Source organism: Arthrobacter sp. ZBG10 (assembly GCF_001238605.1).
Classification (GTDB): domain Bacteria; phylum Actinomycetota; class Actinomycetes; order Actinomycetales; family Micrococcaceae; genus Arthrobacter.
The window spans coordinates 47,355-61,055 of the sequence record NZ_LFQH01000047.1 but is presented as its reverse complement, the minus strand read 5'-3'; the positions used below and the strand labels follow the sequence as shown (position 1 = coordinate 61,055).

Annotated in this window: 9 protein-coding genes; 1 reads left to right on the top strand and 8 read right to left on the bottom strand. The window is 67.4% G+C overall.

Annotation, left to right across the window (positions count from 1 at the left end):
* Positions 1 to 5 precede the first annotated feature (5 nt).
* The 7 genes from ACU18_RS11950 to ACU18_RS11920 form a co-directional block, all read right to left on the bottom strand.
* Positions 6 to 4,298, bottom strand: coding sequence for a DUF4011 domain-containing protein (locus tag ACU18_RS11950; protein WP_050685811.1), 4,293 nt, complete (start codon positions 4,296 to 4,298; stop codon positions 6 to 8).
* Between the two features lie 128 nt (positions 4,299 to 4,426).
* Positions 4,427 to 6,016, bottom strand: coding sequence for a glutamine-hydrolyzing GMP synthase (gene guaA, locus ACU18_RS11945; protein ID WP_050685962.1), 1,590 nt, complete (start codon positions 6,014 to 6,016; stop codon positions 4,427 to 4,429).
* Positions 6,017 to 6,121: 105 nt separating this feature from the next.
* On the bottom strand, positions 6,122 to 6,628 hold the full coding sequence (locus ACU18_RS11940) for a DUF3817 domain-containing protein (RefSeq protein ID WP_050685810.1): 507 nt from the start codon (positions 6,626 to 6,628) through the stop codon (positions 6,122 to 6,124).
* Positions 6,625 to 7,449, bottom strand: a complete 825-nt coding sequence (locus ACU18_RS11935; RefSeq protein ID WP_050685808.1) for an SURF1 family protein — start codon at positions 7,447 to 7,449, stop codon at positions 6,625 to 6,627. The genes ACU18_RS11940 and ACU18_RS11935 overlap by 4 nt, the downstream gene beginning before the upstream one ends.
* A gap of 80 nt (positions 7,450 to 7,529) precedes the next feature.
* Positions 7,530 to 8,018 carry a PTS sugar transporter subunit IIA gene (locus ACU18_RS11930; RefSeq protein ID WP_050685806.1) on the bottom strand — a complete coding sequence of 163 codons (489 nt, stop codon included), beginning with the start codon at positions 8,016 to 8,018 and terminating at the stop codon, positions 7,530 to 7,532.
* A gap of 42 nt (positions 8,019 to 8,060) precedes the next feature.
* Positions 8,061 to 9,800: a glycerol-3-phosphate dehydrogenase/oxidase gene (locus tag ACU18_RS11925; protein WP_050685804.1), complete on the bottom strand. Its 1,740-nt coding sequence runs from the start codon at positions 9,798 to 9,800 to the stop codon at positions 8,061 to 8,063.
* A gap of 120 nt (positions 9,801 to 9,920) precedes the next feature.
* The gene (locus ACU18_RS11920) at positions 9,921 to 11,057 is read right to left on the bottom strand and encodes a GuaB3 family IMP dehydrogenase-related protein (protein ID WP_050685802.1); all 1,137 of its coding nucleotides are present in this window, start codon (positions 11,055 to 11,057) and stop codon (positions 9,921 to 9,923) included.
* 95 nt (positions 11,058 to 11,152) lie between these two features.
* Between ACU18_RS11920 and ACU18_RS11915 the strand changes: the two genes are divergently transcribed.
* Positions 11,153 to 11,794: a hypothetical protein gene (locus tag ACU18_RS11915; protein ID WP_050685800.1), complete on the top strand. Its 642-nt coding sequence runs from the start codon at positions 11,153 to 11,155 to the stop codon at positions 11,792 to 11,794.
* Here ACU18_RS11915 and ACU18_RS11910 read toward each other — a convergent pair.
* Positions 11,754 to 13,682 (bottom strand): ABC transporter ATP-binding protein, encoded by a 1,929-nt coding sequence (locus tag ACU18_RS11910; RefSeq protein WP_050685798.1) that lies wholly within the window; start codon positions 13,680 to 13,682, stop codon positions 11,754 to 11,756. The two genes, ACU18_RS11915 and ACU18_RS11910, sit on opposite strands and share 41 nt — an antisense overlap.
* Positions 13,683 to 13,701: the final 19 nt, after the last annotated feature.

Here is a 13,701-nt window from a genome sequence, read left to right as displayed (position 1 = left end):
TGCCATCAGCCCCAGTGCGGCGGCTTCTGTTCCTTGAGCCACGCATCGTGGTCGTCCTCGCGGTCGCCCCAGCCCTTGGGATCGTCCTCCGCCGCCTTGGTGGGGAGGATGCCGGCGGTCCCTGCAGTGCCGTTGGCCGGGGTGTCCGCCGGTTCAGCGGCCGTGGACGGGTCAGTGCTGCTGCCGCCAGGCTGCTCTCCTGCGGCGGCATTTGTCGTTTCGTTCGCGGCCATGGTGCCCGCCTCCTCGTTGCCCGGGCCGGTGGCCCGTAGGTCGTCTGTGTCCGGTTCAGCGCCGCCGGCGCCGGGGTTCCGGGTGTCCGGCAGGTCCGCAGCTTCGGCTGCGGGAGCCGCTGCAGGGCCTGCGGCCGGTTCCTGGGCAGCAGCAGCCGGCTCATTCACGGCAACCGCAGCAGCGGCCCGTTCCTGGCTGGCCGCGGCAGACCGCCTGGCAGCCTGCCCTGCCGCGCCGATTCCGTTCAGTGCCTGGTCCACGTCGTCGTCCAGGAAGCCCGTGGCATGATCTGTCCGGGCGGGCAGGACCATCCGCTCAAGTCCCAGGTATCCTGCGATCCTGTCCGCGCAGGCGGACGGGTCTGTGAAGACTTCAATGGTCCACAGCGGCATGTACCGCCAGCCCAGGCGCTCCAGCAGCTCCGGCCGCAGCCGGCTCCGTTCACGGACGCTCATGCTGCGGTACTGCCCGGTGCCGTCGGATTCGATCGCCACCGGCCGGTTCAGGGCGGAATCGTCCTGGCCCATGGTGCTCAGCGGATCAGCGGCGGCCACCACATCGATGGCGCCGTCGTACTGGTGCCACACCCTGGCGCCGCGGGCCCGCAGGCGGTCACCGAGGTCAGCAACCAGCGGGTCTGCACCGAGGGCCTGCTCGCTGGCCGCGGCCCGGGAGGCGGGCGTGCCAAGATCCGTGTTGCCGGAAATCTCCCGGTCCAGCAGCGAATAAAGGTCCACTGCCCCATGCGTAAGGCGGGTGTGGTCCAGGTCCTCGGGCCGGAAGCAGGTCAGCACGTGCATGGACTGCCGGGCTCGGGTCATGGCCAGGGCGAACTTCTCCCGGCCACCATCGGCAGAGAGCGGCCCGAAGTTGTGCAGTGCCCGGCCATGCGGGGTGCGGCCATAACCCGGCGAGAAGATGACATGGTCACGGACCAGGCCCTGCGCGCGTTCCAGGTCGACCACCCGGAAGGATTCAGGGCCGGCGCCGAAGAACCCGGCAAGGCCGGGGTGGTTGGGCAGCTGCAGCCTGATGGATTCGCCGATCCGGGCGGCGTGCCGGAGGCTGGCTGTGACGACGGCCAGGGAGACGCGGGGACGCAGGCGGGCGTGTTCAAACACCAGGTCCACCACCCGGCTGACCTCTGCCACGACGGATTCGACGCCTTCGTGGTCGGCGCTGGGCAGCCCCGTGCCGTCCGGCAGGTATTCCACCAGCAACGCGCGGTCCAGTCCGGTTGCGGACTGGCCCTCCGGCAGCCGGCGGAGGCCGGAATCGTAGAAGTTCTTGCTCAGCTGCAGGACCAGGTCCTCGTCCACTGCACGGTAAACGAAGTTCAAGGACCATACCGGCAGGACAGCTGCCAGCGCGCTGTAGGCGCTCTCCACCCGCTGGTGCGCGGTCTCACCCGGGGCCAGGCGTTCGACCCCCACGGTGAAGGTCCGCGGGCTGGCGATCCTGGCGTCGCCGAAGGCAATCACCTGGCGGGCGCGGGCGATCGACGGCAGCACGGCCTGCAGGGACGTCGCCTCGGCGTCGAGGATGACCACGGCGTCAAAGCGCTGTTCGGCAGGCAGCAGGCCTGTCATCAGGTACGGGCTGACGGACCAAACGGGCACCAGCCTCCCGATCAGGTCCGGCGCCTGTGCGGTGAGCGCAGGCAGGGAGACGCGGCCGTCCTTGAGGAGGCTGCGCAGGAGATCAGCCTGGCGGGGCTTCTCTGCGATGGCGGTTCGCCAGTTTTCGGCCAGGTCCCAGCGAAGCCGGGCAGCGCCGCTGGCCACGTGGGCGTTATCGGCCAGCCGGTATTCCGCTTCCAGCGTGCGCAGGGCATCGCCGTCTGACATGGCCAGGTAGTCGTCGCCGCTGATCATTGCTTCGAGGGCCGACTGCCACCAGGCCAGCTCAAGTTCCGCGGCCACGGAGCCAGCCGGTACTTCCCGGGCAGCGAGGTCGTCCAGGAGTTCACCGAGGCCATGCTCGCGCATGTTCTCCACCAGGAGTGTGCGCTCCGGCAGGGTCTTCAGGGTGTCGGTGTCGGCCACCAGCCGCTCAAGGCGTTCCATCAGGTCCCCGTAGCGGACACCATGCAGGGCACCGCCGGATGCGGTGTGACGCAGCGCCAACCCGAGCCGGGTCAGCTGCCGGTCAAGGTCGCGGTACATCACGTTCAGTTCGGCCAGGCCGGACGGCACTGCCGGGTGCCGCTGGGTGGTGGCATAGCCGGCCCACAGGGCGCGTTGCTCCTGGACCAGGCCCAGCGAGGTGTGGAGGTCGGAGATGTGGACTCCGGGCCGGACGTACTCCTTGGCCACGCGGCGGAGGCGGGAGCGCTGCATGGCGGCCATATCAACGCCGCGTTCACGCCGCCAGGACGAGGACGCCGTAGCGGAAATCAGGTCAGTGACCGGCCGGTCGAAGATGTCCGGCGTGAACTTGTCCAGGCTGCCGCGCACGGCCACGAGCAGCTCAAGCTGCTCGCCCCATTCCGTGAACGTTTCCCCGAGCCGGATTTCGGCGTGTTCCGCGACGGCGTTCATCCGCTCCCGCAGGACCGGCAGGCTCTTTGCCACAGCACGGACCAGGTCCTGGGCTTCCTCGGTTTCCTTGCGGTTCAGCAGTTTCGCACCGTGCCACGGGCTGGTGGTGGATGCCTTGCTGAAGCTGCCCAGCTCAGCAGCCCGGCGCAGCCGGCCGGCCAGCTCCTCGCGGTCGCGGATGCTGTCCAGGACGCTGCGCTTGAGCCGGACGGTGGTGGCGGGCGCCGGGTGGATGGAGGTCAGCTCGGCCAGGGACTGCATTGCCTGGTAGGGCGAGCAGCCCCAGCGGTCGCGCACGTTGTGCAGGGACGCCACGTGGTCCATCAAGGCGTGGCGGTGTTCGGCCAGCGTGGTGTGCAGGTTTCCCAACTGCGGTTCCAGCGACTTTTCGTTGCGCATGATGGCGCGGACCAGTTGGGCCTTGAGCTGTTGGGCGGTGACGTTTCCGGAGAGCTGGAAGAGGATGGATTCGAGGCCAAGATCCTCCAGCCGGCTGGCTGCCTCGCTGAGGCTGGCCCGGCGGTCACCCACCACCAGCACTGTCTTCCCGGCGTCCACCAGCGCGCCGATGGTGTTGATGGCTGTCTGTGTCTGGCCGGTTCCCGGCGGGCTGCTGACCACCAGGGAATCGCCGGCGCGGGCCGCGTCCAGGACATACTGCTGGTCCGTGTCCGCGTCCAGGAGCAGCAGTTCGTCCTGGGGGTCCCGCTCGTCCAGGGGGCTGAAGCGGGAAGGATCGGGCGCTGCGACGTCCACCCGATCCCCGCCGGACGCCGCGGCCAGGGCTGCAACGAGGGGGTTCGATTCGTTGATCCACGGGTCATCGAGGTTGCCGGAAAGGTCGGCGAAGGTGGAAACCAGCAGGTTGTGCTGGGCCTCGGCACCGTGGATGGGTGCGATCAGGGTGGACAGCCGGTCCAGGACCGGCTGCGGATCGAACCGGGCGGTGCTGTAGGCAAGCCGGGTGACTGCGTTGACGTCAAAGACGATGCCGTGGACGTTCTTCAGGTGCCGTACCAGGGCGGGGTTGATGTGTGCCTGCTCGGTCAGCTGAAGTTCAAAGTCGTCCTCCCCCGGACGGACCGTCAGGGAGATGGCCGTAAGCATGACCGGGGCGGAGACCCGCTGGGGTTTGCCACCTACGGCGGACGTCCACACCACGGTCCCGGCGGACAGGTACCCGGCGTCGATGCCGCGGTCGTTGGCCAGCTCAAAGATCTTGGACCGGATGTTCCGGGAAGCCCTCGCCGCCACCACGTACTGCTGCCGGTCCCGGATGAGCGTGGACAGCCGGGTCTTGCGGCCGGCCATCAGCTGGGCCAGCCCCGACGGGTGTGCATGCGTCAGGTCAATGGAGCCTTCGGGTGTTTTGGTGAACCGCAGCATGGTGTCGGCACCCGTGACGGGTTTAAGCCCGGACAGCCATTTGCGCAGCTCTTCCGAGCCTTCCTGGTGGCCTTGACCAACTGACACTTCTGCCTTCTTTTCTGCATTAACACGTGGGGACCTGGACCATACCGGCATACGTTCGAGAGTAGCCGCTTCGACGCCGGAGTTAGGAGACCGCAACACGTACAGGCCCGATTTTGCAATGATTTTGCCGGGAAAGCGGGAACGGCCGGCCCCCATTCGGAGACCGGCCGTTTAGCCTGCTATTCCCACTCGATGGTTCCCGGCGGCTTGCTGGTCACATCAAGAACCACACGGTTCACACCATCAACTTCGTTGGTGATGCGGTTGGAGATCCTGGCCAGCAGGTCATACGGCAACCGCGACCAGTCGGCCGTCATGGCGTCCTCGGAGGAAACGGGCCGGAGCACGATCGGGTGGCCGTAGGTGCGGCCGTCCCCCATCACGCCAACGCTGCGGACGTCAGCGAGCAGCACCACGGGCATCTGCCACACCTCGTTGTCCAGGCCGGCGGCGGTGAGCTCGGCGCGGGCAATCGCGTCTGCCTTGCGCAGCAGGTCCAGGCGTTCCTTGGTGACGTCGCCAACGATCCGGATCCCGAGGCCGGGTCCGGGGAACGGCTGGCGTCCCACGATCTCCTGCGGCAGGCCCAGCTGGGCGCCGACAGCTCGGACCTCGTCCTTGAACAGCGCCCGCAGGGGCTCGACGAGTTCGAACTGAAGGTCCTCCGGCAGGCCTCCCACGTTGTGGTGGCTCTTGATGTTGGCGGCACCTTCGCCGCCGCCGGATTCGACGACGTCAGGGTACAAAGTGCCCTGGACGAGGAACTTGATCTTCTCGCCGTGCGCGGCGGCTTCGGCGATGATGGCCAGTTCCGCTTCTTCGAAGGCGCGGATGAATTCGCGGCCGATGATTTTGCGTTTGGTTTCGGGATCGCTGACACCTGCCAGGGCGGACAGGAAGCGTTCCTGCTCGTTGGCGATGTACAGCTTCACGCCGGTGGCGGCCACGAAGTCGCGTTCGACCTGTTCGGCTTCGCCTTCGCGCAGCAGTCCGTGGTCCACGAAGACGCACGTCAGCTGGTCGCCCACGGCGCGCTGCACCAGGGCGGCGGCCACGGCGGAGTCAACGCCGCCGGAGAGGCCGCAGATGACCCGGGCATCGCCTACCTGCTGGCGGATGCGGTCCACCTGCTCTTCGAGGATGTTGCCGGTGGTCCAGTTGGGTTCGAGCTTGGCGCCCTTGAACAGGAAGTTCTCCAGGACCTGCTGTCCGTAGGCGGAGTGCTTGACCTCGGGGTGCCACTGCACGCCGTAAAGGCACTTTTCCTCGTTGGCGAAGGCTGCCACTTCGGCGCCCGCCGTGGTGGCCAGGACCTCGAAGCCCGGAGGGGCCTCGTGCACGGAGTCGCCGTGGCTCATCCAGGTGTTCTGGTGCTGCGGCATCCCGTCGAGGACCGAGCGGGCCTCGCCCAGGACGGTGGTCTCGGTGGAACCGTATTCCCGCAGGCCGGTCTTGTCCACCTTGCCGCCCAGGGCGTTGGCCATGGCCTGGAAGCCGTAGCAGATGCCGAAGACGGGCACGCCGGCTTCGAAGAGGTCGGCGCCGACGCTTGGTGCACCGTCGGCGTAGACGCTCGACGGGCCGCCGGACAGGATGATGGCCGCCGGGTTTTTGGCCAGGAGTTGCTCGGTGGAGTAGGTATGCGGAACCACTTCCGAATACACATTCGCTTCCCGGACGCGGCGGGCAATCAGCTGCGCGTACTGGGCACCGTAGTCAACAACCAGCACCGGCTTCTGGGAAGTCTGGGATGCAGTGGGAGTAGTCACCGTACTAGCGTACTTGGCGCCCTTGCGCCGGCGCACCTTGAGGGGCCCGGCTGTGACGGAGCAGACGCTGCCACCCACTTGGCAGCGTCATCCCGGCAGCGCCGGTCAGTAGCGCTGGGGTGCCTGCGGGTGTGCCGCCAATTCGGCTTCCACCTCGGCGTGCACCTTTTTCTCCACAAAGAAGGACAGGAACGGAACCACCCCGCCAAGGGCAAGGACGATCATTTTCAGGAAGGGCCAGCGCATAAGCGTCCAGAGCCGGAAGTTGGACATCAGATACACCACGTACATCCAGCCATGCACAATCAGCACCGCGATCGACAGGTTGACGCCGTCCAGCACCGCCGGGGGCTCGGCCGCGGCGAAGCCGAACCCGAAAGGCTGGCCGGTGACGGCGTTGGTGCCACCGGCGAACAGGTACGCACCGAATCCGTAGCGGGCGATCAGCTCGGCGCACAGCAGCAGCAGCATACCGCCGGTGAGGTAGGCGAGGACCTTGTAGAACTTCAGCGCGGACCGGATCTGGGCTTCGGTGCCGCCGAAGCGGCGTTTCCGGTTGGCGGGCTTGCCTGCGGTGGCCTGGGCCGGGGTGGCCGGTTTCGGATCAATCATGGCTTTACCTTTTGCTGGATCGGTTCAGGGGAAGTCGGTTCGTCGTCAAGCTCTTCAAGGTCCCGCCGGTAGTCGTCCTTGACCAGCCGCCACCAAATGAAGAGGGCAAACCCGGCGAAGACCACCCACTCCAGGGAGTAGAACAGGTTCAGCCAGTTGACCTGTTGCGCCGGCGGCTGCGGGCCGATGTCCAGCGGACGCAGGTCCCCCGGCACGGCGGCGGCACTGACGTCGGTGCCGGCGGCCAGTTCGGCAGTGGCGGAAATGAAACCCGGGTAGCTGCTGACGTCCCAGTAGTTGATCAGTTCCGCGACCGATACGGCGGTGGCCTGGCCGGGCTGCGGGGAGGTTTCCGGGAGCGGCGCCTCAGACGGCAGCAGGCGGCCGGTCAGTTCAATGGCGCCCGACGGCGGTGCTGCCGCGTCACCGGGCTCGGCCACCCAGCCGCGCGCCACGGGAATCCAGGTTTTGGGGGTGGAAGCCACGCCGTCCAGGGTGGGGGCACCCGCTACTGCGAACGCGGAAACCACCCAGTAGCCGGAGGTGCCGTCGTGCAGCCGGTTGGGAACCAGGACCTGCTTGGCGGGGTCGTAGCTGCCCGTCGCCGAGACCATCTGGTCGGCGTCGCTACCGTGGAAGAAATCCCCCGGTTCCAGGATGCCCGTGAGGGCCTGCACCTGCTCGGTGGCGGGGTTGACCGGCATCTCAGGCTGGGTGGACCTGCCGAACTGCCACTGGCTGAGCAGCACAAACACCCCTGAAACGGCGATCGCAAACACGAATCCTGCGATCCACCGGGGCTTAAGGGCTGTTTTCCACACGTCTTAACCGTACTTCGTAGCGCTGTAGAACAACTAAACGCCGGCAATCCCACCTGTCGGAGGCGGCGCCGGGGGCCTGCTCAGTGGTCGAAGAACACCAGGCTGGAATTGATCAACTCCGCGATGACCTCGGCGTCGTAGGCACGGCGCAGGGAATCGCGGAAGGACTCCTTGGACAATGATCTGGCAAGGGTTGCCAGGACTTCCAGGTGGTCGGAGAAGGAGCTGGCCGGCGTCGCAATGAGCAGGATCACGGTTGCGGGCCCGTCGGCAGCCCCGAAGTCCAGGGCGTGGCCGTACTTGGTGATGCCCACGGCGATGGAGGTGCGGGAGACAAATTCGCTCCGCGCATGCGGCAGCCCGATGCCGCCCGGGAGTCCCGTGGCCAGTTGGTGTTCCCGGGCGTTGACGTGCGTGAGGAAGCCGGCGAGGTCGGTGATGCGGCCGGCCGCGTGGAGCCGTTCGGCCAACTGGTTGGCGGCGTCGGTCTTGTCTGTGGCCGCCAGTTCGAGGATCACCATGTCCGGGGTGGTGAGTTCGGCATCGTACGGGTCAAGTGGTTCCGCCAAGGCGTATCCCTTTCGGTCAGCGGTGCAGAGCAGGGACGCCCCTCAGCGCAAGGGCACGATGTCCTCCACGCCCAGCCGGGCGGCGTCTGCGGATTCGTCGTCCGGCTGTTGCTGGCTGAGGCGTTCCGCTTCGACGCGGGCAATGTAGTTCCGGACTTCATTTTCGCGCTGAGCGTCGCTCCAGCCGAGGACGTCACCCATCAGTTTAGCGACAACGGGCACGGCAGACACACCGCGGTCCCACGCCTCGATGGAGATCCGGGTGCGCCGGGTCAGGACGTCATTGACGTGGCGGGCGCCTTCGTGGGTGGCGGCGTACACGGCCTCGGCCTGCAGGTAGTCGTCCGCGCCGGGCAGCGGTTCGGCCAGGTCGGGGTTCGCGGCGATGATGGCCAGGACCTCCGGGATCATGGCGCCGTACCGGTTGAGCAGGTGTTCGATCCGGGCCACGTGCACCCCGGATTCCTCAGCAGTCCGGTTGCGGCGGTTCCACGCGGCCTTGAAGCCACTGGCGCCCAGCAGCGGAATCGTCTCTGTGCAGCTTGGGGGCACGCGCTCGTCCATGGTGCGCGTGGCTTCGTCCACGGCATCCTTGGCCATCACCCGGTAGGTGGTCCATTTACCGCCGGCCACCACCACCAGGCCCGGGACCGGGTGCGCCACGACGTGTTCGCGGGAAAGCTTAGCGGTGGAGTCGTTCTCGCCGGCGAGGAGGGGCCGGAGCCCGGCGTACACGCCTTCCACGTCTTCCCGGGTCAGCGGCCGCTTCAGGACCTTGTTGACGTGTTCCAGGATGTAGTCGATGTCCTTGCTGGACGCCGCCGGGTGGGCCTTGTCGAGGTTCCAGTCCGTGTCCGTGGTGCCGATGATCCAGTGCCGGCCCCAGGGGATGACGAACAGCACGGACTTCTCCGTCCGCAGGATCAGGCCCACCGTGGATTGGAACCGGTCGCGGGGCACCACCAGGTGGATGCCCTTGGAGGCCCGGACCTTGAGCTGGCCACGGTCAGTGACCATGGCCTGGGTTTCGTCCGTCCACACACCGGTGGCGTTGATGACCTGCTTGGCGCGGATCTTGAACTGCGAGCCGTCCTCGTGGTTGACCACCTTGGCGCCCACCACCCGTTCGCCCTCGCGGACAAAGTCCACCACTGCCATCCGGTTGACGGCGTGGGCGCCGTAATGGGCGGCCGTGCGGATGAGGTTGGCGCAGTACTTCGCGTCGTCCACCTGCCCGTCGTAGTACCTGATGGAACCGACAAAGGCGTCGTCCTTCAGGCTGGGGGCTGCGCGCAGGGTGCCGCGCCGGCTGAGGTGTTTGTGGAACGGCACGCCGCGGTTGTGGCCGCTGGAAATGGACATCGCGTCGTAGAGGGCGATGCCCGCGCCGACGTAAGGCCGTTCGAAGAAAGGTTTGGTGAGGGGGTACAGGAAAGGCACTGGCCGGGCCAGGTGCGGTGCGAGGGTTGAAAGCAGCAGCCCGCGTTCCTGGAGCGCTTCCTTGACCAGGGCGAAGTCGAGCATCTCGAGGTAGCGCAAACCGCCGTGGATGAGCTTCGATGACCGTGAGGAAGTGCCGGCGGCCCAGTCGTTGGCTTCAACGATTCCCACGCTCAGGCCTCGGGTGACGGCGTCGAGGGCGGCCCCTGTGCCCACGATTCCGCCGCCCACGATCAGGATGTCGAGTTCCCGGCCGGGTTCGGTGGTTGCCCGCAGCCGCTGGATGGATGCTTCCCTGGCTTCGGGGCCGAGCGCCCCGCCGTTTGCCGGACTACTCTTCATTGAACGCCTCCAGTGCCTCATGTGCCGTCTAAAGCCACACTACTTGCTCGCGGCAGACTTGGGCAGGCCGGTCAGCACAGGCCGGTCAGGGCAGGCGCGGCCCCGAACCGGCCTGGCGCGTCAGTTACCCGCGTACGGGGAGACGACGACGTCGACGCGCTGGAATTCCTTCAGGTCCGAGTAGCCGGTGGTAGCCATCGAACGGCGCAGCGCGCCGATGAGGTTGGACGTTCCGTTGGTGTGGTGGCCCGGGCCGAAGAGGACTTCCTCCAGGGGGCCCACGGTGCCCACGTTGGCCCGGTCGCCGCGGGGCAGTTCCAGGTGGTGGGCCTCCTGGCCCCAGTGCCAGCCCTTGCCCGGCGCTTCCTCGGCGCGTGCCAGCGCGCTGCCCAGCATCACGGCGTCGGCGCCCATGGCGATGGCCTTGACGATGTCACCTGAGGCGCCCATGCCGCCGTCGGCAATCACGTGCACGTAGCGGCCGCCGGACTCGTCCATGTAGTCGCGGCGGGCGGCTGCGACGTCGGAAATCGCCGACGCCATGGGCGCGTGGATGCCCAGGGCCCGGCGGGTGGTGGTGGTTGCGCCGCCGCCGAAGCCCACCAGCACGCCGGCCGCGCCGGTCCGCATGAGGTGCAGCGCAGGCGTGTAGCCTGCGGCGCCGCCCACAATCACGGGAACATCGAGTTCGTAGATGAACTGCTTGAGGTTCAGCGGCTCGTGGTCCTTGGACACGTGTTCGGCGGAGACGGTGGTGCCGCGGATGACAAAGATGTCGACGCCGGCGGCCAGGACCGTTTTGTAGTGCTCCTGGGTGCGCTGCGGGGTCAGGGACCCGGCCACGGTCACGCCGGCGTCACGCATTTCGGCGAGGCGGGAAGTAATCAATTCCGGCTGGATGGGTGCCCGGTAAAGATCCTGCATCCTGCAGGTCACTGCAGGGCTGTTGGTTTCATCCTGCAGTGCGCCGATCTCGTCCAGGACCGGCTGCGGGTCCTCGTATCGGGTCCAAAGGCCTTCGAGGTCCAGGACACCGAGTCCGCCCAGGCGGCCCAGCGCGATGGCCGTCTGCGGCGACATGGCGGAATCCATGGGCGCGGCGATGACCGGCATGCTGAACTGGTAGGCATCGATCTGCCAGGAGACAGAGACGTCCTTGGGGTCGCGTGTGCGACGGTTGGGGACGATTGCAATGTCATCCAGGGAGTAGGCACGACGCCCACGCTTGCCACGGCCGATCTCGATCTCGTAAGTCACTGCTCTAGGTTATCCCAGCCGCCCCCCTGATCACGGACCAGCGCGGGGCCGGGGCGGAATCCGGGGCGGCCCGGAGGGGTGGCTACAGTGGATGGATGGGAAGCCGCTGGATTTTTGACGGGCACATTGCCGGAATCGGCACCACCTCCGGCCTGCGTGCGGTGGTGGGGATCTGGCAGGACTCGCCTTTCGGTGCGTTTGCCGACGTTATGGTCCAGGAACCGTCCGGCCACCGGCTGCTCCTGGCTCCCGCCGCACCCATCGCGGAGTTCATCGCCGCCACCTACAGTTTCGACGAGGTCACCGTGGTGGACGTTTCAGCCCGCCTGGCTGACGGGATCCTGACGGTCGACGCCGGTCCGCTGGCTGTCCGCGCGGGCGTGGGCGGCAGGACCTTCCTGGGGTCCGGGTTGCGGGCGCTGCCCCGGCGGCTGGCGGTGCACCCGTCCTGGCTGCGTGCGGTCAGCCCGCTGGCGGGCCTGGTGAGCCGTGGGTCGCGGACGTCCGGTTCGGCCGGCAGCGGCCGCTGGGAGTACTACGGGGTGAGCGACCTGCACCGCATCGACTCCGCTGCCGTGGCCTGGGACGGGGCCGACGCCGGGTCCCTGGCCGCTGTCCGGCCGGCTGTGACGTTTGGGTTCAGCAGTGTCCCGCCGCAGCCGAGCCTGGCCCGGGTCCGCACCACGGTGCAGGACGCTACGCCCCGCCGGCGTCCACGCCCGGGCGCACGCCGGTAGGGTCCGCCGGCAGGTCGGGCAGGTCCTGCAGGTCGGGCAGGTCTGGCTGGTCGCCAAGCTGCGATTCGAACATCCGGAAGTACCTGCCGCGGCGGGCCACAAGTTCCTTGTGGGTGCCCTGCTCCACCACCTGCCCGTCCTCCAGCATGTACACAATGTCCGCCTTCTCGATGGTGGCCAGGCGGTGGCTGATGGCGATGATGGTGCTGGCGCGCTCCGCGAACAGCCGGGTGAAGATCCGGTGCTCTGCCAGGGCGTCGATCGCCGAGGTGGGCTCATCCATGATCATAAAAGCGGCGCGGCGGTAGAAGTTCCGGGCCATCGCCAGGCGCTGCCATTGCCCGCCGGAGAGCCCGCTTCCCTTCCGGCCGCGGGGATCCTCCATCCAGTTGCTGACGTGGTTGTTGAGCCCGTTGGGCAGCTTTTCGATGAAGTCCAGCGCCTCGGCTTCCGCAGCGGACGTCCTGATCCGGGCGTCGTCGCGGGGCTCCCCCACGTCGCCGAACCAGATGTTTTCCGCCGCGGTCGCGAACTCGTACTTCAGGAATTCCTGGCTGAGCACGGCCAGGTGCCGGTGCCAGGAGGTGACGTCGACGGCGGCGAGGTCAACGCCGTCGAGCATTACCTGCCCTGAATCGGGCCGGTACAGGCCCGCCAGGATCCGGATCAGCGTCGATTTTCCGGCGCCGTTCTCCCCCACGATCGCGATGTGCTGGCCTTCGCGGATGGTCAGGCTGATCCCCCGGATCACTTCGGTGTCACTTCCGGTATACGTAAAACGGATGTCCTTGAGCTCCACCACGGACGGGGCTCCCAGCAGCGGCGGGGCGTACTCCGAGTGCGCCGGCAGGGCCATAAACAGCTCGTAGTCCTTGAGGTTGGCCAGGTCCTCGTCGATGGAACTGAGGGATGACACCAGGTTGTTGGCCGTGGACAGCGCCCTGCTGACGATCTGCTGGACGTACAGGAACTGGCCCACGGGCTGCGCGCGGGCGATGATCTGCCCCACCACCCAGATCAGGGAAACCACCTCGGCCCCGTACTGGAGGGCGTCAGCTGCCAGCTGCTTGGGTATGTAGCGTCGCTGGAAGTCCAGGCGGCGGCGTTCGTCCGCGTCACGCAGGCGCGAGCGGAAGTCCATCAGGTACGTCACGATCCCGTAGAGGCGCATCTCGGCGATGTGCTGGGGGCGCAGCAGGTTCGTTTCGATCATGCGGCGCTGGCGGCGGGAATCGACCTGCGTATTCCAGTGGGCAATCTGTTCGCGGGAGAGCTTGAACTGCAGGTACACGCTGGGCACGATGGCCACCAGGACAATCACGGCGATCCACCAGCTGACCAGCAGCAGCGCGCCGATGGCCAGGAGCACGGAGACCAGCTGCGTGAAAATGGCGGCAATCCGGTCCAGGACGCGGGCGTAGGAATCGGAGAACCGCTTGGCCCTGTCGTACAGGTCCACCGTTTCCTTGTCGTCGTAGCGCCAGAACTCCAGGGCCAGGAAGCGTTCGTACATCTGGTCGCCCACAATGGCGCCCACTTTGAAGCTCATCAGCTGCTGGATGTAGCGGTCAACGCTGTTGAACGCGCCCCAGAACAGGCCAAGGGCCGCGGTGATGACCACGTACACAATGGCCAGCTGGCCGGCGGCGGCGTCGCCGGCATACGCGGCCGCCAGGGCAGTGGTGGTCAGCGCCGCGTAGTAAGTGGTGACCAGGGGCAGCACGGCGGAGATCACGGAGCCGAGCACCTTCATGACCACTGCCCCGGGCGAGGCCCGGAAGCTGACCCGCAGGACCTGCGCAACGGCCCGGGCGTAAGGGCCCAGCGCCAGCCGCCGCTGCGGGTCCTTCCTGGGATTCAGTTCCTCCGGGTGGCGTGATGCGGGCATGCCTACAGCCTAGTTCCCG

Bases quoted from the DNA above. Each gene is read 5' to 3' on its own strand.
- ACU18_RS11950 (WP_050685811.1), bottom strand. From the start codon at position 4,298: ATGCCGGTATGGTCCAGGTCCCCACGTGTTAATGCAGAAAAGAAGGCA.
- ACU18_RS11940 (WP_050685810.1), bottom strand. From the start codon at position 6,628: ATGATTGATCCGAAACCGGCCACCCCGGCCCAGGCCACCGCAGGCAAG.
- ACU18_RS11925 (WP_050685804.1), bottom strand. From the start codon at position 9,800: ATGAAGAGTAGTCCGGCAAACGGCGGGGCGCTCGGCCCCGAAGCCAGG.
- ACU18_RS11915 (WP_050685800.1), top strand. From the start codon at position 11,153: ATGGGAAGCCGCTGGATTTTTGACGGGCACATTGCCGGAATCGGCACC.
- ACU18_RS11910 (WP_050685798.1), bottom strand. From the start codon at position 13,682: ATGCCCGCATCACGCCACCCGGAGGAACTGAATCCCAGGAAGGACCCG.